The sequence below is a fragment of the Rhodococcoides sp. S146-33 genome, assembly GCF_059489205.1.
Genome location: NZ_JCAJWY010000001.1, coordinates 1,709,207 through 1,727,206 on the forward strand (window position 1 = coordinate 1,709,207; position 18,000 = coordinate 1,727,206).

Genomic DNA, 18,000 nt, shown 5'->3' on the forward strand with positions numbered 1-18,000 from the left:
AGTGCGCTTCGGTAGTGGTCCGTCCCGAATCGAACGGATGGTTTTCGGGCAGTATTCGTCGCACGATGGGCACCTCGGTGGCACACTGGTTTGCCAGGCGGAGGGGGTGGAGATGGCCGATCGGCGACGACGAACGTTCGACTCACGCGACGGCGATGCAGAGGTGGTCGAGCCGCTGCTGCGCGCCGTTCTGTCCTACGCTCCGCGGGACGAGTCGCCCACGCCGCATCCGTCCGAGGGAATCACTCTTCGAGCCGAGGACGGCTCCGGCTGCATTCGGCTCGAACTTGTCATTGCAGGAGATCTCGGCACCGGCATTCCCGGGCCGTTCGGATCCAGGTTCTACGAGTGTGGCGCGTACGAAGTCATTGTGCCGCAGCGGGATCCGCGCGACGGCGCTCTGCTGATGATTCATCTTCTCGCTCCGCAGGCACCGCACAGATTCGAGTTCACGACGTCGATGCCGCCGTTGTGGAGTCTGCGGCTCGAGCACGACGGCTCGGTGTCGGTGCTGGACGAGGCCGGCAATGCCGTCATCTTCATCGGCCGCCCGTGGGCGTTCGACGGCGATCTGCAGCCGGTGCACGTTCACTACACGATCGAGAACGGCCTGCTGGTGCAGAACGTCGGTGCCACCGCTGACACCGGATACCCCATCCTCATCGATCCCGATCCCGATGCCATCATCACCGGAGACGGCCGACTGGTCACCGAGGCATGGACGCCACGCCTGGCGGCCGGCGTCATCGTCGAGGACAGTCCGCCGAAGTCGTTGTCCAGCTGAATATCGTTGCGGCACAATCAGAATGGATCGTGCTGAACATGCTCCATCGGGGTGCCGACCTTGCGTAGCGCGTACAGCGTGGTGCGCACCATCGACGGCGACCCGCAGATCTGAATCTGGCGATCGGCCCACGAGCCGAATCGAGTGACGACCTTGCCGACCGCGCCCTGGAGTCGATGGTGCATTCCCCATGGGATTTCGCGCGCCGGGCCGGAGTACCACCATGGATCCTCGAGCTCTTCGGTCACCGGAACAACCGTCAGCCACGGATTCGACAGCGACAACTGCCACAAGGTGTCCAGATCGTAGAGATCGCACGGATAGGTACCGCTGACGAACAGATGCACTCGCGGATTGTTGGTGCGCTGAGCCATTTCCATGACCTGAGCACGCAACGGAGCAAGACCGGTGCCTCCCGCGATCATCAACACGTCCTCGTGGATCGCGCGATCGACGTGCATCCCGCCCAGCGGAGGACTGATGGACCAGCGATCACCGACCCGGGTCTCGGCGACCATGGCCGGAGACACCCAGCCACCGGATACGCGTCGAACATGGAACTCGATCTCGCCGTACGGGTTGCTCGGAATGGCCGGGGACAGGTATCGCCACAGTTTGGGTCGCTGCGGGATCTGCACGCTGACGTACTGCCCGGGGAAGTACGGGATCTCGCCGTCGGTCTTCAGGCGCACCACCGCCAGATCGTCGAGGATTCGTTGGTGTTCGACGACGGTGGCAGTCCAGTACGGCGGTAGTTCGTCGTTGTCGGCGGCGGTGGCCATGGCGTTGCTCACCACGGTGAGGGCGTCGTGCCAGGCCGTCTCGACCTCGTCGGTCCACACCTCGTTGCCCGCGAACGAGCGGAATGCGGCGATCAGAGCCGAACTGCCGGCGCGGAAATGTGCTCCCGAGATGCCGTGCTTTCGGTGATCTCGGCCCAGCTGCTCGAGGAACGGCTCGACGCGGTCGGTGTTGTCGAGATGCTCGAAGACGTAGCCGAGTGCCAGTACGAAGTGTTCGCGAAGCGAATCCATCGAGGCAGGAAACAGAGCGCGGAAGTCGGGGTACTCGGCGAACAGATGTGCGTAGAAGGACCTGGAGAGGCGGGCGGGGCCGTCCGGCGACGCGACCACGGACTTGAAACCGGTACGGACCAGGGAGATCGTTCGCGCGTCGAGCATCGATCAACCTCCACCCCACCGATTTCGCCACCGAGTCTGCCGTCGATGACACCGCCACTGTCGACCGTCACCAAAGTAGACCGATCGAGACTTTCGCGCGAGAGGGCTGCGCCCTCGTGCGCGTTGTGCGCCCCTCCAGGTACGCAAAACGCGCACGAGAAAATCAAGGTTGAGCGGAACAGACTCAACTTGTCTATGGTTGTACCCAGCGACACGCAAGAACCCCACACTGGAAAGAAGGTGACCGGTGGACAGTTTCACTCCCACCACGAAGTCGCAGGCAGCACTTTCTGCTGCTTTGCAGGCCGCATCCGCGGCCGGTAACCCGGATATTCGTCCGGCACATTTGTTGGTGGCGTTGCTCGATCAGACCGACGGCATCGCCACACCCTTGCTGAAGGCCGTCGGCGTCGACCCCGCAACGGTGCGTCGAGAAGCGCAGAACCTCGTCGACCGCCTGCCCTCGGCATCCGGTTCGACCACCACTCCGCAACTCGGCCGTGAAACCCTCGCCGCGATCACCGCAGCACAGCATCTGGCCACCGAACTCGACGACGAGTTCGTCTCCACCGAACACCTCATGGTGGGCCTAGCGACAGGGCAGGACGACGTCGCCAAGCTCCTGACCGGACACGGAGCCGGACCCAACGAGCTGCGCGACGCCTTCCAAGCCGTCCGTGGCAGCGCTCGCGTCACGAGCGCGGATCCGGAGAACACCTACCAGGCGCTGGAGAAGTACAGCACCGATCTGACCGCGCTGGCCCGAGAGGGCAAGCTCGATCCGGTCATCGGCCGCGACACCGAGATCAGGCGCGTCGTGCAGGTTCTTTCTCGGCGCACCAAGAACAACCCGGTGCTCATCGGTGAACCCGGCGTCGGCAAGACGGCCATCGTCGAAGGACTCGCCCAGCGCGTCATCGCCGGTGACGTTCCGGAGAGCCTGCGCGGTAAGACCGTCGTCTCGCTCGATCTCGGTTCGATGGTGGCGGGCGCGAAGTTCCGTGGCGAATTCGAGGAGCGGCTCAAGGCCGTGCTGGACGACATCAAGAACTCCGCAGGCCAGGTCATCACGTTCATCGACGAGCTGCACACCATCGTCGGAGCCGGCGCGACCGGCGAATCCGCGATGGACGCGGGCAACATGATCAAGCCGATGCTTGCGCGTGGCGAACTGCGTCTCGTCGGTGCAACGACGCTGGAGGAGTACCGCAAGTACATCGAGAAGGACGCCGCCCTCGAACGTCGTTTCCAGCAGGTCTACGTCGGTGAGCCCTCGGTCGAGGACACCGTCGGCATCCTGCGCGGACTCAAGGAACGCTACGAGGTGCACCACGGTGTCCGGATCACGGACTCTGCCCTGGTCGCCGCGGCAACCCTGAGTGACCGGTACATCACGGCCAGGTTCCTGCCGGACAAGGCCATCGACCTCGTCGACGAGGCCGCGTCCCGTCTGCGTATGGAGATCGACTCGCGGCCCGTCGAGATCGACGAGGTCGAACGCGCCGTGCGTCGCCTCGAGATCGAGGAGATGGCACTGGCCAAGGAGACCGACGACGCGTCGAAGGCTCGACTCGACAAGCTCCGCCAGGAGCTGGCCGACCTGCAGGAGAAGCTGGCCGGGCTCAGCACGCGGTGGCAGAACGAGAAGAACGCCATCGACTCGGTGCGAGTGCTCAAGGAAGAGCTCGAGAACCTGCGCGGCGAATCCGATCGCGCCGAACGCGACGGCGATCTCGGCAAGGCCGCCGAGCTCCGGTACGGACGCATCCCGACACTCGAGAAGGAACTCGCCGTCAAGACCGAGGCGTCGCCCGCTCAGGGTGACGTGATGCTCAAGGAGGAGGTGGGGCCGGACGACGTCGCCGATGTGGTGGCGGCCTGGACCGGAATCCCGGCGGGCCGGATGCTCGAAGGCGAGACCGCCAAACTGCTCCGCATGGAAGACGAACTCGGCAAGCGAGTCGTCGGACAGAAGGACGCGGTGCAGGCGGTGTCCGACGCAGTCCGACGCGCACGCGCAGGTGTGGCCGACCCCAACCGGCCGACGGGATCGTTCCTGTTTCTCGGTCCCACCGGTGTGGGTAAGACCGAGCTCGCAAAAGCGTTGGCGGAGTTCCTCTTCGACGACGAACGCGCGATGGTGCGGATCGACATGAGCGAATACAGCGAGAAGCATGCCGTCGCCCGGCTCGTCGGTGCACCTCCGGGCTACGTCGGCTACGAGGCCGGCGGGCAGCTCACCGAGGCCGTGCGAAGGCGTCCGTACACCGTGGTGCTGTTCGACGAGGTCGAAAAAGCGCACCCCGATGTGTTCGACATCCTGCTCGCCGTATTGGACGAGGGCCGCCTCACCGACGGCCAGGGCCGGACCGTCGACTTCCGTAACACGATTTTGATCCTCACCTCCAACCTCGGGGCCGGCGGCACCAAGGAGCAGGTCATGGACGCGGTGCGGCGCTCGTTCAAGCCCGAGTTCGTCAACCGCCTCGACGACGTGGTGGTGTTCGACGCCTTGTCCGAGGACCAGCTCGAGTCGATCGTCGACATCCAGCTCGGCTTCCTCACCAAGCGTCTTGCCGCTCGCCGTCTGACGCTGGAGGTGTCGTCGCCGGCGAAGATGTGGCTCGCTGCGAGAGGTTACGACCCGCTCTACGGCGCTCGGCCGCTGCGTCGACTGATTCAGCAGGCCATCGGAGACCAACTGGCGAAGCTGCTGCTCGCCGGGGACGTCCATGACGGCGATGTGGTGTCGGTCAATGCAAGCCCGGACGGCGAACGACTCATCCTGGGCTAGCAGGTCTGCGAGACGGGCCCACACGAGCACTGCTCGTGTGGGCCCGTTCTGTGTCGTCACCTGCGTATTGCCGGGTAGGTACCCTCGTGGCATGACGAATCCGGACGACCCACGGTCACCGCGGGAGCGCGACCAGGATGCGGCACAGCGCAACCGACCCGACGACGCCCATCCCACAGAGGCGTATCCGACTCAGGCGTACGGAAGCCCGGGCTATCAGAATCCGGGCTATCAGAATCCGGGCTATCAGGACCCGACCCAGCAGAACCAAGATCCACAGGCTTATCCGCCGGGGTATCAGCCGACGCAGGCGCTGCCGCCGTACGACCCCGATCAACAGGACGCAGCAAATCAGGCCTACGGCCAGACTCAGCAGTACGGCCAACCGCCGTACGGCCAGACCCAGCAGTACGGCCAGCCGCCGTACGGCCAGGCGTCGGGTTACGACACCCAGCAGTTCGCCCAACCCCAGCAGTTCGGCGGGCCACCCGCTGCGGAACCCGCCGCCGATTCGGGTGGCAAGGGACCTCGCCCGTGGGTTCTGGCCCTGATCGGTCTCGTTGTCCTCGTCATCGTCGTGGGTTTCGGAATTTCCTTTCTGAGCGGTGGATCGGACGAGTCGAGCACCACTGCTGCTGCGCCGTCGACGTCCGTCCGGCCCTCGCCGTCGAGTGCGCCCACGACCACGCCGAGTCCCACGGAATCGGGTGCGACGACCACGCCCGAACTCATCCCGGGCGGCATTCCCGAGATACTCGGTCAACTCGGTTCGTCGGTGGGAACAATCACTGCCAACGACGGTTCGACGCTCACCATCAACGGACTCGACGGTGCTCCAGTGACGATTCAGTCGACGCCGCAGACCCAGATAATCTCGTTGTCCGGTGCAGATCTGGCGTCGTTGACCGTCGGTGCTTTTGTCGTTGTGCAGGGAGAAGCCGTCGAGGACGGCACGATTCGAGCGAACGTCATCATCGAGACTCCGAATCTCGGCGGATAGCAACCCGCAGTGTCGTAGGGATGGTTCACAGGACTCGGCAGTGGTGGGCGGTGACGGCGTGGATGTCGATTAAGGTGGTTCGCGATGACGGCAATGTGGTTCGGCCTGGCGGCGATTGCACTGATAGGTGCAGTGGCCCTGCTCTACATCGACAGGTCCAAGCGAGATCAGTCCGGGCGGCTGCGGCAGATGTGGGCCAAGGCGCAGGGGTACGAGTATCGATCGCACGACGACGAACTGGTCACCCGATTCTCTCGCGCGGCCCTGTCCAAGCCGGAATTCGACGTCGCTCTGGGCGTGGTGACCGGTGTTCGACGGGGTGAGGAGTTCGTTCTCTTCGACGTCGAGGAAACGGGCACGATCGTGGCCGTGCAGCGCTCGGTCGGTTCCGATGTCGACATAGACCTGCGCCCACGCTCGACGCCACCGCCGCGCGACGAGGACATGGAACTGCTCGGTTCCATCGGCCCGCGCGTGGTGTTCGCCACCGATGTCGATATCGCTCGCCGAGTCTGCGACCAGCGAATGGCTGCTTTCACCGAATCCGTTCCCGACAATCTTCAGCTGCTGTGGAGTGAGAAGGACTGGACGCTCGGATCGTTGCCGCTGGGCAGCTCGGGCCGTGATTGGGACGCGGCCATCGACGCTGTCGCACGACTGTCCGGCATGTTGCATGTGCTTCCCCCCGTGCGCGGTAGCGCGGTCTACGGCGCACGAGCAGGCGAGCCCGGCCGCGATCGAGGCGATCCGGGCCGGCCGCTGGTTCAGGAAACTCGTGGCCAGGAGCCTCGTAGCCACCGGACTGCGGGCGCGCAGCCGCAGCAGGTCCGCGGCGTTCAGCCCCAGCAGCCCCAGTCGGGAGAGCCGCGAGCTGCCGAGCCCGTCAGGTCCGAGCCACGGGTCCGACCTCCGCAGGTGGCTCGTCCTCAGGTAGCGCGTCCCCAGACATCCCGTCCCCAGGAGCCTCGTCCGCAGGAGCCCCGTCCCCAAGAGGCCCGCGACCATGAGCCGCGTCCTCAGGAACCGGGTCGCAGGCCGCGTCCACCCCGTCCCGATGCAGCGGGCCCGCAAGCCGCACGGTCGGCGAATCCGTCGCGCCCGGTGCCGCGTCCGCCCGCGTCGCGTCCGATTCCGTTCGATTCGGAGCGGCGACGCAATCAGCCCTGATTTCTTTCGGGCGTGTTTACGGGCTCGGGAGCTCGGACGCGGCTAAATTCGTACCTCGTGACGGTTTTCGTGGTTGTGGCCATCGTGGTTGTCGTAGTTCTGTTGCTGGTCGGTTATGTCGCGAGCACGGTGCGTCGGCTGGGTAGGTACAGGGAGCAGACCGTGCAGAGTCTGCGGCTGGTCGATGTGGAGCTGGAGCGACGGCACCAACAGCTGGTGCCTTTCCTCGAGGCCGCAGAGGCATCCGGGCTTTCCGCTGATGCCGTGCGCCAACTGGGCGGTGCCCGCTCGTGGTCCAAGGCCGTGCGGGAGCGTGGCCTGGGACTGTCGGCACAGGCAGCGGCCGAGAATGCGCTGTCCGCGGCGTTTCACGCCGTTCTCGCCGAGGCCGATGCCAGTCGGAACGTGTTGGGCAACTGGGCTTTTCAAGGGCCGGCTGGGGAGCTGACCGTGACCGAACGCCGCATTGCGGGGGCAGTGCGGGTGTACAACGACACCGCCTACCGACTGTCGCAGGCGGTCGGCACCTTCCCGTCGTCCATCGTGGCCAAGTCTCGTTCGATAACCGCGCCCGAACCCTTCGTGGAAACGAGGGACGTCCTCGACGAGCAGTTGTCGGCCCAGGTAGCTGCGTAGGCGCGACTTGTCGGGAGTGACGAGCCGCCAGGAACGACGCAATGAGTTGTGGGTAAGTTCGTAGCGACCTTCGCAGACCCGTCGTACGACGAGAGGAACCCCGACATGGCCCAGAGCGCCGCGAATTCGGACCGGCAGGAACTGGCCGATCTGGTGAAAGAGCTTGCCGTCGTGCATGGGAAGGTCACGTTGTCCTCCGGCAAGGAGGCCGACTACTACGTGGATCTGCGTCGGGCGACGCTGCATCATCGGGCGGGCGCGTTGATCGGTTCGCTGATGCGTGACTTGGTTGCCGATTGGGATTTCGTGTCGGTCGGCGGGCTGACCATGGGCGCAGACCCGGTGGCGATGGCCATCATGCATGCCGAGGGACGTCCGATCGACGCATTCGTAGTGCGCAAGGCGGCGAAGGCGCACGGCATGCAGCGTCAGATCGAGGGACCGGACATCGTCGGCAAACGTGTTCTGGTGGTGGAAGATACGACGACAACCGGTAATTCACCGCTCACTGCCGTCGCAGCTCTTCGGGACGCGGGCGCGACGGTCGTCGGAGTGGCCACGGTGGTGGACCGGGCAACCGGGGCGGACGAGGTCATCGCCGCCGAGGGGCTCGAATATCGATCCCTGCTCGGCTTGGCGGACCTCGGCCTGTAGACCCCGGCCCCAATTGCCCTGCTATCGAACCAATTGCGCGACGACCACGAAGTTGTCGTCGGTGGGTTCGCCGCCTTGGACGTCGCAGTTGGCCAGGATCAATCGTCCCGGTACCGACTTACGCAGTTCGTTGTCTGCGAGCAGAGATCCCTTCGGTAGGGGGCCCACCGATTCGACGGCGTACTCCAGAGTGCCGCTCGCGGTGCGCAACACGACCGTGTCGCCAGGGGTGACCACTCGCAACGCCTTGAACGGGGCGTCCCGCTTCGAATAGTTGTGTCCGGCAACAACTACCGTCTGCTCGGTCGAGGTACCCGGCATGCCACTCTCGGCCCACCAGGCCGGTAGTTCGTCCACCGGGTTGAGCACCTGGCCGCTCTCGCCGCCGCGGTAAAGCGGATCGGGATGGATGGGGCTGCTCAAATAGGTCGTGCCGTCCGAAGCCCGAAGTTCTATGTATTCCGGCTGGGCGGGCGCAACGTCGCTCGCCGGTGCAGCCACCGAAATCTGTGACTGCACCGGCGAGCGATCGGGTGCGGCGACCCCGACTTCGTCACTCGCACAACCTGATACGAGTAGAGCGAAGGTCAGGGTCGCCGACCACAGCCAGCGGGTATTACGAGGTGGCATCGGTGGAGCTGCGGCGGCGCAGGTAGAACGCTCCACCCGCTGCCGCTACTACGACCACGCCCACTCCGGTCAGGATCACCGGGGTGTTGGACGAGCTGTCCGATCCGCCCGACGCCTCGCTCGAGGAATCGCCGAGTGCGAGATCGACCGGCGGCAGTTCGCCGGCGACGCTGACGACACCGTTCTCGTCGGTGGTGAAGTAATCCGCGACGGTGAACGATCCGTCCTCGTTCTTGACGCCGACCAGGGAGACGCCGGTCTCGTCGACGACGACGGTGGTGTCGTCGACCTGAGTGACGGGAACGTCTTCCTTCACGGTGCCACCGAGGTTGATGGTCCACTTGAACTTCGGTCCGCTGGCGGCCAATTCGGCAGCCTCGGCCTTGAGATCGGCCTCGGCCTTTGCCGCAGCGTCGGAGGTGGACTTGGCGGCTGTTGCGGCGTCCTGCGCGGCCTTCAGGGTGGCGGCGGCCTCAGTCGCCTTGGTCTTGGCGCTGGCTTCCGCTTCGAGCTTGAGCTGCAGCTCGGCTGCGGTAGCGGTCACGGCGGCGTCGGCGTCCAGCACTGCCTGGGCGGCCTTGTCGGCCTCGGCCTGCAACGCTGCGATGTCGGCACCGGACGGAGCTGCATCGAGTGCTGCCTGTGCAGCGGTTGCTGCCGTGGCCTTGGCGTCGGCATCGGCCTTCGCAGCGTCGGCTGCAGTTCTCGCGTCGGCTGCGGCCTTCTCGGAAGCGGTTTCCTCACCGGCTGCGGCCTCCGCGGCGGCCTCGAGGTTCTTGGCATTCTGCTCGGCCATCGCTGCAACTGCGGCTGCGGTCTGAGCCTCGACGTTGAGCGCCAGCGACTTCGCGGCGGTGGCAGCGGCAGCTCGAACTGCCGCGGTCACCTTGGCGAGGTTGAAGTTCTTGAACGAATCCTGAACGGCAGTAACGGAATCCGCAAGAGCCTTGTTCGACGCCTCGGCGTCGGCCTTGGCGGTGGCGGCAAGTTCCGCTTTCGCGTCGGCGTCTGCGCGGGCCTCCGCAGCGGCGGCGGTGGCTTCTGGGTCGCCCGAGACGGCTGCGGCTTCGAGCTCCTTGGCCTTCGCTTCTGCCTCCGTGGCGAGTGTTGCTGCACTGTCGGCGGCGGCCGTGGCGTCGTCTGCTGCAGTCTTCAGTTCGGCAGCGGTGTTCTTCGCAGCGGTGACCGCAGCACTCGCCGCCTGGCTCTGGACCTTGGCTGCTGCGGCCGCGGTGACGGCTGCCTTCGCCTTCACATCGGCTTCGGCAGCGGCGACCTCGGCCTTGGTGGCGTCGGTGCTCGCGGCGGCTTCGGCGGCCTTGGCTGTGTCGAGCCGCACCTGAGCGGCAGCAGATGCTTCGACGGCAACCTTGCTGGCTGCCTCGGCGTCGGCGATTGCCTTCTTTTCGGCGTCGGACAGCTGCGGGATGATGTCGAGGCTGACGGTTGCGGTGCCGTCCTCGTTCATGACGATGCCGGGGACGATCTGGGGGAGGGGACGAACGGCCGAGGGGGCTTCGGGGGCCGGTACGGCGGCTGCCGCGGCGGCCGCAGCTTCGGCATCTTGCGGCGTCACCGACGGGGCAGGCTGCTGCAGATCTGCGCTGCCTTCGGTGGTGACGGTGCCGGATCCGTCGGCAGGTGCGCCTTCTTCGCCGGTGGGAGTTCCGGGATCGGTGCCCTCCTCGGTGCCGGGCTCTTGCTGTACTTCGGAGCTGTCCGGTGTGTCGGACGGCTGAGCACTGGCGATTCCCGGTGCAACGATGGAGAGGGACAGTGCCATGGCGGCCCCGGCAGCGGCGAGGCGCGCCTTCTTGGACCTGGCGATCGACTTCTGCGACATGGAGATTGTGGCCCTTCGGTCAGTGGCAGCATCGTGCTGCGCGCACCCGTCCTCCCACGCGGAACGAGTGTTGTTGGTGAGTCACACGAACAACCGTGATGGGGGAACCGTAAACCAACCGTCCGGTCCTGCAAACAGAAATGTGCTTTACCTGTGTATTGGTTATGAAAGTGTTACTGATGAGGCTCATGTGACCAAAGGGAGCGCAGATACGACGCGACGGCCGAGATGCATGATCTCGGCCGTCGCGAAAAGGCTTTCGGATGAACGTAATTCAGTCGCCGACCGTCATGGCTCGGGCCTCGTCGATGCTGTGCGGTGCCGGTTCGTGGTCGTCGACGTGGGCCAGGACCTTGCGCCCGGTGGACAACACGACGATCGCGAGCAGCGTGCAGGCCGCACCGACCCAGAACGGGACGTGCATGTTCGATTCGCCCAACTTGCCGGCCAGGTAGGGAGCGGCGGCACCGCCGACGAAGCGGACGAAACTGTATGCCGCAGATGCCGTCGACCGCTCGACCGGTGCCGAGATCATGACGGTCTCGGTGATCAGAGTGTTGTTGACGCCGAGGAACAATCCGGCGACGGCGGTTCCCACGATCAGCACCGTCTTGTTCTCGGTGAACATCGCCATGACGCCCAGGTCGACTGCGAACAGCAATAGCGCGAGCATCATCATGTTCAGCGTTCCGAAGGCCCGCTGCAGCTTCGGCGCGATGAACACCGACGCCACGGCCAGGCACAGGCCCCAGCCGAAGAAGATGAATCCGATCGAGTAGGTGCCCATGTCCAGCGGGAACGGTGTGTAGGCGAGGAGGGTGAAGAAGCCGTAGTTGTAGAGCAGCGCGGTGATCCCGACGGTCAGCAGCCCGCGGTGCCGAAGCGCACGAAACGGGTCGAGAATCGACGTGGTGTGGGCCGGCTTGGGGGTGTCCGGCAGCATGACGACGAGCAGAATGAACGCGACGGCCATCAGGGCAGCAACGCCGAAGAACGGTCCGCGCCAGCTGAATCCGCCCAGGACACCGCCGACCAAGGGGCCGGTCGCGATGCCGATACCCAGCGCGGCCTCGTAGAGGATGATCGCGCGTGCGACTCCGCCCGACGCGGCTCCGACGATGGTCGACAGCGCAGTCGCAATGAACAGTGCGTTGCCCAGTCCCCAGCCTGCGCGGAAACCGATGATCTCGCCGACCGATCCGGACGTGCCGGCCAGCGCGGCAAAGACGACGATGATCGCCAGGCCCACCAGCAACGTGCGCTTCGGGCCGAAGCGACTGGACACCACTCCGGTGATCAGCATCGCGACGCCGGTGACGAGCATGTAGCTGGTGAACAGCAGCGATACCTGGGACGGCGAGGCATCGAGTTGCTCACCGATCGGTTTGAGGATGGGGTCCACGAGGCCGATGCCCATGAAAGCGATGACGCTGGCGAATGCGACTGCCCATACCGCGCGCGGCTGCTTCAGCAGGCTGTCGGGGGAGGTGCTGGTGGTCACGAAAGAGTTCCTCTCATTCCGTGATCGACGGGCTCGAGGATGCTGCGAAGCTCGCCCAAGCCGTCGGTCAGTTTCTGTATCTGTTCTGGGTCGAGGTCGGACAGGTACGGGACCAGTCCGTCGACGAGGTGGCGTCGACCGTCGGCGAGCCAGCGATGGCCGGCCTCGGTCATCTCGACGAGCACGGCGCGCGAGTCGTCGGGGTCGGATCGCCTGGTGACGAGGTCGGCGTTGCTCAGCTTGGCGAGCAATGCCGTCGCCGATGGTTGGGAGCATCGATCCAGCTCGGCGAAGGTACTGATGCGCAGTGGCTGGTACTCCTCGAGCAGCGACAGGGCTCGCATCCATGCTCGCGGCCATTCGTCACTGCCGAACCGGGCGGCCAGTCGAACGAAGCGCGACGAACTGGTGACCAGCTGGGAGAGCAGGTCCCGGATGTCTTCATCGGAATGACTCACGGTTTTATTGTTACATACACTAACTATCTATCGCAACGTGGGCCCGAGGGAGATCGGGAAGTCGGGGAGTCAGTGTCGGCTCAGGAGATCCGCGATGTCGCGGTCCCACTCGGCGATACGTCGACCGTCGTATCGGAAGCGCACCACGAAGTAGATGCCGAGGAGAACCACCGCGGCCAGAATCCAGCTTCCGGTCGCGTTGAAGATCGACGCGGCGACGACGTCCGACGACGTCAGTGGCCGCAGGCTCAGGTTGCCGCTGTTGTCGACCCAGATCTGAGCGGTGGTTCCGATCGGAGAACCGGTGTCGACGCTGACGCGACCGGTGTGCTCGACGCCCCGGTAGACCCAGCGGGAGTCGACGGCAGTGGCAGCGGCGGCACCGGACGAGCCGAAATCCGCCGATGCAACGGATGGCGTCGTCGTAGTCGCCGTTGTGGTGGCAGTGACCTGGTGGATCGAGCCCCTCTGATCCTCGAGGCGTTGTTGCTGATCGCTGTGAGCGGCGAGGCCGATCCACAGCGACACCGGAATCATGACGATCAGCAGCGCGGTGACCCAGTGCTTGACGCGGGACTGGCGGATGTCGCAGTCGCGAAGCAGCGGGTTGGGGTAGCCCGAGAGGTCGGTGTGTGCCGAGCGGGCCTGCCCGGTGAGTTTGCGGCGCATGATGGTCCCCACTACTTGGAAATGATTCCGACCGACCTTTCCACGATGACGAGACGACCTGCGAGTATCAAGCAGTAGGGGCCAGCGTCACATGTGACTTTGGCTGTGATGGGTTCGGCGGAAGGCGTGCGATGGTTCTCGACCGGGTGCAGCGAGCCCGCGCCGCAGCTCTGGTTGCGGGTACGGCGACGGTGTTCGGGGCCTGGGCAGGCTCGGCTGGGTTGCAAAAAATCGCCAAGCCGCTGATCGTTCCGGCCTTGGCGACCGGGCTCGATCCGGCTCGTGATCGAGTGCTGTTGGTCGGCCTCGCCGCGGCGACGGCCGGCGACGTTCTGTTGATCGATCCCGACGACGATTCCGCTCTGAAATGGGGCGCGCGTGCCTTTGCCGTGATGCAGGGGAGTTACACCTGTCTGCTGCTTCGTCGCGGTGCACGGCCGACACCGATCGATGCGATTCCGAGGTACGCCGGGTGGGCGGCCGCGGCGGTGCTGTTGGCCCGACGGCAGCCGGCGGTGGCGTCGACCTTGTCGACCTACGGGGCGATACTGGCGACCACATCGACGCTGTCTGCCCTCTCCCCGGCGCGCGGCGGCGATCGACGGCTGATGATCGGCGGCGCGTTGTTCACCGCATCCGATGCACTGATCGTGTTCCGTCGCCTGTTCCTGACCGAGGACCGTCACCGCAGGACCGCGGAGGCGATCATCCTGTCGACGTACGTCGCGGCGCAGGTCCTACTCGTCGAGGCGTTGCGGTCGAGGCAGTAGCAGAACCCGTTCGCGGTGTGCCGGATCGACGCGGACCGCGATCACCGTCCCCGGCTCGAACCGGGCGCTGTCCGATTCGGGAATGTCGTAGACGATCTTGCCGAAGTAGCTGCTCGAACCCGGCACGGTGAATTCCAGGTCCAGCTCGGCAGTGTCGTCGTCGATCCGGCGGATGGCGTCCACCGTCGCCCACCCCTCGACGCCGTGCTCGATCAGTTCCTTCTGCTCGCGCGTCGGGCGTCCGGCGATCATCATCGCCAGCCCGAGAGCCGCGCCGAATCCGGCGACCAAGGCAGCGAGCTGGTACGGAAGCGTTCCGGGCGGCGTTCGAGGGTTCAACCAGCCGATCCAGATCGCCAGCACGACGGCGTACACGATCGTCACGATGACGACAGCACGCACGATTCTCGTGTTGTTCACTTCGACACTCCTGGGCCGCCCGCAGCGGTGGTTCGATATTCGACGATAGGGGGTTACCGGTAAGTAGGGTTACATGTACGGTGATCGATGTGACTCGACCAACTGTCTTCATCTCCGGCGCAGCAGCAGGTATCGGCCGCGCAACTGCTCTCAAGTTCGCGGCCAGTGGCTACCTCGTCGGTGCGTACGACATCGACGAGACCGGCTTGGCGTCACTCGGCAAGGAAGCTGCCTCGCTCAGCGGCTGCGTCGTGACCGGCACCTTGGATGTAACCAACTCCGACCAGTGGGAAACCCGGTTGAAGGAGTTCGTCGGGGAGGGCGACGGTCGCCTCGACATTCTGATCAACAACGCCGGCATTCTTGCCGCGGGTGCCTTCGAGGACATGCCGCTGTCGGTACACCGCCGGCAGATCGACATCAACGTCAACGGCGTCATCTACGGCACCCTCGCGGCGTTTCCGTACCTCAAGGACACCGCAGGCGCGCAGGTCGTCAACCTGTGCTCCGCGTCGGCCATCTACGGTCAGCCCGAGCTGGTGACCTACGGCGCGACCAAGTTCGCGGTGCGCGGCATCACCGAAGCGCTGGACCTCGAGTGGAGCAAGTACGACATCTCGGTCAAGGCCATGTGGCCGCTGTTCGTCCAGACGGCGATGACCCAGGGTGTCTCGACGGGCACCACGAGCTCGCTCGGAATCAAGCTCACCGTGAAGGATGTGTCCGACGCGATCTTCGACGCGACCCGTCCGGTCAAGCGTCGGTTGCACAAGGTGCATTTCCCGGTCGGCTTGCCGTCCAAGGCGCTCTCGCTCGGGTCGCGCTTCTCGCCCGCATGGCTCACTCGTGAGGTCAACCGGCGCCTGAGCCACACCTAGGACTTCTCGCCGAACGATGCCGGCGGTGCGCCGGTATCGTCGGTCTTTCGAGCAATCGGTGTCGAAAGGTGGGTCGGGGTTTTTTCATGCTGAGCACGTGTGGTTCGAGCAGGCTGGGTTCGATGCGGGGTTGGCTGATCGGGATCGGGGCGGTCACGGCTCTCGTTCTCTCCGGTTGTAGCGGTGAATCCGCCGCTCAGCCCCCGCCGCCGACGTCGACCACCACGCCCGCGCCGACGACGACCACCGCGACCACCACTGTGGCTCCGGTGACGACAACCGAGGTACCGCTGCCTCCTCCTCCGCCGCCGGTCGAACCGCCACCCACCGCCGAACCGCAGACTACGTATGCGGCCATCGGGGGTGCGTATTACTTCAGTTCTCCCGACGGTCTGTTCCAGTGCGGCATCGTGCCGTTGTCGAGCCGTACCGAGGCCGGGTGTCAGGGCACCACGAGCCCGGTTCCGCCACGGCCTGACGATTGTATGATCAACTGGGGCAACGGAATTCGAGTCACCAACGATGGGCCCGCAGCATTCATGTGCTCGGGCGGAGTGGTCTACACCTCGGGCGGGGAAACCATCGATCCGCCGTTGGCTGTGGGCGCTACCATCGCCGAGGCCGGATTCACCTGCACATCCGCAGAGAACGGCATCTCGTGCGTCGACGACGCAACCGGCCACGGATTCCGCATCGCACCCGACAGCAACGAAGTCTATTGAGCGGCGACAGCAATTCGCCGTCGGAGGACATCGGACCCACCGAGTGGGGCGACAACCCGAACGGCGTCGGGCCCTGGGCCGATTCTCATTCCGAACCGCCACCGGACGATCCTCGATTGGATCCCGAGCTCCTCGCCGGTGGCGACCGCCGCAACGTCGTCGACGCCTACCGCTACTGGCGGCGCGAGGCCATCGTCGACGACATCGACACTCGACGACACTCGCTGCACGTCGCTATCGAGAACTTCACCAACGACGCGAACATCGGCACGGTGGTGCGCACCGCGAATGCCTTCGCCGCCCAGGCCGTGCACATCGTCGGGCGCCGTCGATGGAATCGCCGCGGTGCCATGGTCACCGACCGTTATCAGCATCTCCATCACCACGATTCGGTGGAGGCATTGATGGCGTTCGCCGCCGAGCAGGGACTTGTCGTCGTCGCCGTCGACAACACCCCGGGATCGGTCCCGATCGAGACGGCCCAGCTGCCGCGAGACTGCCTGCTGCTGTTCGGCCAAGAGGGTCCGGGCGTCACCGACGGAGCCCGCAAATCGTCGTCGATGACGGTATCGATCGCCCAGTTCGGGTCCACCCGCAGCATCAATGCAGGTGTCGCCGCTGGGATCGCGATGCACGCGTGGATTCGGCAGCACGCCGACCTCGATACTGCCTGGTGACACTGCCTGGTGACACTGCACTCATCCGGGGCGGGATGTAACGAATCAGCAACGGAAGTGGCAGGATCTTCGGTATGCAGGAGTTGTGGTCGCAGCGTGCGGACGCTGCGGAGGGGGCCGTCGTCGCACGGCACATGCGTCGGCTCTGGGGGCTGCCGGGCACGACGCTCGGAGTCGTGGCCTGGCCTCCGGTACGCCGCGAGCGGTTGTTCCTGCGTTGGCACTACTGGTGGCAGGCCCATCTGCTCGACTGCGCGGTCGATGCCGCCGATCGCGAACTGACGCCCAAGCGCCGTCGCCGATTGAACAAGATCACCCGAGCGCATCGCACCCGCAACATCAGCGGATGGACCAACAGCTACTACGACGACATGGCCTGGCTCGGGTTGGCACTCGAACGTGCCCAGCGACAGCATTTCGTCGGCAATCGGGGTGGCATCCAACAGATCGAGATGGAGCTGTTCGACGCCTGGGCTCCGGCCGAGGGCGGCGGCATCCCGTGGCGCAAGAAGGACGACTTCTACAACGCCCCGGCCAACGGTCCGGCCGCGATCATGCTCGCGCGCACCGGTCGACTGTGGCGCGCCCAGGAGATGTCGGACTGGATGAATCGGACTCTGTCGGACTCGCGAACCGGCTTGATCATCGACGGAGTGCACTCCACTCGCGCGATCGTCGACGCAGGCAAACAGCCCGAGGCGGAACGGGCGATCTACAGCTACTGCCAGGGGGTCGCGCTAGGCCTCGAGACCGAACTCGCGGTTCGACTCGGCGAACCCAGACATGCGAAACGCGTCCACACACTGGTCGACGCAGTGGAGAACCACCTGACCCGCAACCTCGTCATCACCGGCGGCGGTGGGGGAGACGGCGGCCTGTTCAACTCCATCCTGGCGCGCTACCTGGCCGTGGTGGCGGTGGAGCTACCCGGAGATTCGGATGCCGACGACCGAGCCCGCGAGCTCGCCGCGGCGATCGTGCTGAACTCGGCCGAGGCCGCGTGGGAGAACCGACTCGAAGTGGAAGACAATCCGCTGTTCGGAGCCGACTGGACCCGCGAAGCGAGGTTCCCCGGGCAAGGGTTGCACATCGCCACCTTCACCGAGGGCACGGTGCGACCGTCCGACGTACCCGAGCGAGATCTGTCGGTCCAACTCGGCGGCTGGATGCTGATGGAAGCGGCCTATCGCGTCTCGGCTGCTGGTTTCTAAGGTCG

At 65.4% G+C, this 18,000-nt stretch carries 19 protein-coding genes; 11 read left to right on the forward strand and 8 right to left on the reverse strand.

Features of this window, described 5'->3' with window-relative positions:
* The first annotated feature begins 112 nt into the window (after positions 1-112).
* Entirely contained in the window at positions 113-784 is a 672-nt protein-coding gene (locus AC5WEY_RS08245) for a hypothetical protein (RefSeq protein ID WP_156399436.1), read from the forward strand.
* 17 nt (positions 785-801) lie between these two features.
* Here the strand turns inward: AC5WEY_RS08245 and AC5WEY_RS08250 are convergent, their stop codons facing one another.
* The gene (locus tag AC5WEY_RS08250; RefSeq protein ID WP_495645417.1) at positions 802-1,965 is read right to left on the reverse strand and encodes a globin domain-containing protein; all 1,164 of its coding nucleotides are present in this window, start codon (positions 1,963-1,965) and stop codon (positions 802-804) included.
* 247 nt (positions 1,966-2,212) lie between these two features.
* Between AC5WEY_RS08250 and clpB the strand changes: the two genes are divergently transcribed.
* The 5 genes from clpB (at position 2,213) to pyrE (ending at position 8,216) form a co-directional block, all read left to right on the forward strand.
* Positions 2,213-4,759, forward strand: coding sequence for an ATP-dependent chaperone ClpB (gene clpB / locus AC5WEY_RS08255; protein ID WP_495645418.1), 2,547 nt, complete (start codon positions 2,213-2,215; stop codon positions 4,757-4,759).
* A 91-nt stretch (positions 4,760-4,850) separates the two neighbouring features.
* Positions 4,851-5,759 (forward strand): DUF5666 domain-containing protein, encoded by a 909-nt coding sequence (locus AC5WEY_RS08260; protein WP_495645419.1) that lies wholly within the window; start codon positions 4,851-4,853, stop codon positions 5,757-5,759.
* A gap of 84 nt (positions 5,760-5,843) precedes the next feature.
* On the forward strand, positions 5,844-6,926 hold the full coding sequence (locus AC5WEY_RS08265) for a TtfA family protein (protein ID WP_495645420.1): 1,083 nt from the start codon (positions 5,844-5,846) through the stop codon (positions 6,924-6,926).
* Between the two features lie 57 nt (positions 6,927-6,983).
* Positions 6,984-7,562 (forward strand): LemA family protein, encoded by a 579-nt coding sequence (locus tag AC5WEY_RS08270; RefSeq protein ID WP_495645421.1) that lies wholly within the window; start codon positions 6,984-6,986, stop codon positions 7,560-7,562.
* Positions 7,563-7,667: 105 nt separating this feature from the next.
* Complete coding sequence (gene pyrE, locus AC5WEY_RS08275; protein WP_495645422.1) at positions 7,668-8,216, forward strand: orotate phosphoribosyltransferase; 549 nt, start codon at positions 7,668-7,670, stop codon at positions 8,214-8,216.
* 21 nt (positions 8,217-8,237) lie between these two features.
* On the opposite strand, the gene AC5WEY_RS08280 is transcribed toward pyrE, so the two are convergent.
* The 5 genes from AC5WEY_RS08280 to AC5WEY_RS08300 all read right to left on the reverse strand — a co-directional run bounded on the left by AC5WEY_RS08280 (position 8,238) and on the right by AC5WEY_RS08300 (position 13,317).
* On the reverse strand, positions 8,238-8,735 hold the full coding sequence (locus AC5WEY_RS08280) for a class F sortase (protein ID WP_495645423.1): 498 nt from the start codon (positions 8,733-8,735) through the stop codon (positions 8,238-8,240).
* 97 nt (positions 8,736-8,832) lie between these two features.
* Complete coding sequence (locus tag AC5WEY_RS08285) at positions 8,833-10,689, reverse strand: hypothetical protein (RefSeq protein WP_495645424.1); 1,857 nt, start codon at positions 10,687-10,689, stop codon at positions 8,833-8,835.
* A gap of 274 nt (positions 10,690-10,963) precedes the next feature.
* Complete coding sequence (locus AC5WEY_RS08290) at positions 10,964-12,190, reverse strand: MFS transporter (protein WP_495645425.1); 1,227 nt, start codon at positions 12,188-12,190, stop codon at positions 10,964-10,966.
* A complete protein-coding gene (locus AC5WEY_RS08295) occupies positions 12,187-12,648 on the reverse strand; it encodes a MarR family winged helix-turn-helix transcriptional regulator (RefSeq protein WP_052058227.1) in 462 nt (153 codons plus the stop codon). The genes AC5WEY_RS08290 and AC5WEY_RS08295 overlap by 4 nt, the downstream gene beginning before the upstream one ends.
* Positions 12,649-12,717: 69 nt before the next feature.
* Positions 12,718-13,317, reverse strand: coding sequence for an Rv1733c family protein (locus AC5WEY_RS08300; protein ID WP_495645426.1), 600 nt, complete (start codon positions 13,315-13,317; stop codon positions 12,718-12,720).
* A 131-nt stretch (positions 13,318-13,448) separates the two neighbouring features.
* Between AC5WEY_RS08300 and AC5WEY_RS08305 the strand changes: the two genes are divergently transcribed.
* On the forward strand, positions 13,449-14,087 hold the full coding sequence (locus AC5WEY_RS08305; protein WP_057476650.1) for a lysoplasmalogenase family protein: 639 nt from the start codon (positions 13,449-13,451) through the stop codon (positions 14,085-14,087).
* Here the strand turns inward: AC5WEY_RS08305 and AC5WEY_RS08310 are convergent.
* Positions 14,055-14,507, reverse strand: a complete 453-nt coding sequence (locus AC5WEY_RS08310; protein WP_495645427.1) for a hypothetical protein — start codon at positions 14,505-14,507, stop codon at positions 14,055-14,057. The genes AC5WEY_RS08305 and AC5WEY_RS08310 overlap by 33 nt on opposite strands.
* A gap of 89 nt (positions 14,508-14,596) precedes the next feature.
* On the opposite strand from AC5WEY_RS08310, the gene AC5WEY_RS08315 reads away from it, so the two are divergent.
* Complete coding sequence (locus tag AC5WEY_RS08315) at positions 14,597-15,385, forward strand: SDR family oxidoreductase (RefSeq protein WP_495645428.1); 789 nt, start codon at positions 14,597-14,599, stop codon at positions 15,383-15,385.
* A 196-nt stretch (positions 15,386-15,581) separates the two neighbouring features.
* On the opposite strand, the gene AC5WEY_RS08320 is transcribed toward AC5WEY_RS08315, so the two are convergent.
* Entirely contained in the window at positions 15,582-15,743 is a 162-nt protein-coding gene (locus tag AC5WEY_RS08320; RefSeq protein ID WP_495645429.1) for a hypothetical protein, read from the reverse strand.
* A gap of 127 nt (positions 15,744-15,870) precedes the next feature.
* Between AC5WEY_RS08320 and AC5WEY_RS08325 the strand changes: the two genes are divergently transcribed.
* From AC5WEY_RS08325 to AC5WEY_RS08335, 3 genes are all read left to right on the forward strand, one after another.
* Complete coding sequence (locus AC5WEY_RS08325; protein WP_495645430.1) at positions 15,871-16,107, forward strand: DUF6636 domain-containing protein; 237 nt, start codon at positions 15,871-15,873, stop codon at positions 16,105-16,107.
* Positions 16,104-16,784: a TrmH family RNA methyltransferase gene (locus AC5WEY_RS08330; protein WP_495645431.1), complete on the forward strand. Its 681-nt coding sequence runs from the start codon at positions 16,104-16,106 to the stop codon at positions 16,782-16,784. The genes AC5WEY_RS08325 and AC5WEY_RS08330 overlap by 4 nt, the downstream gene beginning before the upstream one ends.
* A 74-nt stretch (positions 16,785-16,858) precedes the next feature.
* Complete coding sequence (locus AC5WEY_RS08335; RefSeq protein WP_057476646.1) at positions 16,859-17,995, forward strand: glycoside hydrolase family 76 protein; 1,137 nt, start codon at positions 16,859-16,861, stop codon at positions 17,993-17,995.
* Positions 17,996-18,000: the final 5 nt, after the last annotated feature.

Excerpts from the sequence above, each read along its gene's own strand:
- AC5WEY_RS08245 (WP_156399436.1), top strand. The coding sequence starts at position 113 with ATGGCCGATCGGCGACGACGAACGTTCGACTCACGCGACGGCGATGCA.
- AC5WEY_RS08250 (WP_495645417.1), bottom strand. The coding sequence starts at position 1,965 with ATGCTCGACGCGCGAACGATCTCCCTGGTCCGTACCGGTTTCAAGTCC.
- AC5WEY_RS08260 (WP_495645419.1), top strand. The coding sequence starts at position 4,851 with ATGACGAATCCGGACGACCCACGGTCACCGCGGGAGCGCGACCAGGAT.
- AC5WEY_RS08265 (WP_495645420.1), top strand. The coding sequence starts at position 5,844 with ATGACGGCAATGTGGTTCGGCCTGGCGGCGATTGCACTGATAGGTGCA.
- pyrE (WP_495645422.1), top strand. The coding sequence starts at position 7,668 with ATGGCCCAGAGCGCCGCGAATTCGGACCGGCAGGAACTGGCCGATCTG.
- AC5WEY_RS08285 (WP_495645424.1), bottom strand. The coding sequence starts at position 10,689 with ATGTCGCAGAAGTCGATCGCCAGGTCCAAGAAGGCGCGCCTCGCCGCT.
- AC5WEY_RS08300 (WP_495645426.1), bottom strand. The coding sequence starts at position 13,317 with ATGCGCCGCAAACTCACCGGGCAGGCCCGCTCGGCACACACCGACCTC.
- AC5WEY_RS08305 (WP_057476650.1), top strand. The coding sequence starts at position 13,449 with ATGGTTCTCGACCGGGTGCAGCGAGCCCGCGCCGCAGCTCTGGTTGCG.
- AC5WEY_RS08320 (WP_495645429.1), bottom strand. The coding sequence starts at position 15,743 with ATGGCCGCATACGTAGTCTGCGGTTCGGCGGTGGGTGGCGGTTCGACC.
- AC5WEY_RS08325 (WP_495645430.1), top strand. The coding sequence starts at position 15,871 with ATGATCAACTGGGGCAACGGAATTCGAGTCACCAACGATGGGCCCGCA.
- AC5WEY_RS08335 (WP_057476646.1), top strand. The coding sequence starts at position 16,859 with ATGCAGGAGTTGTGGTCGCAGCGTGCGGACGCTGCGGAGGGGGCCGTC.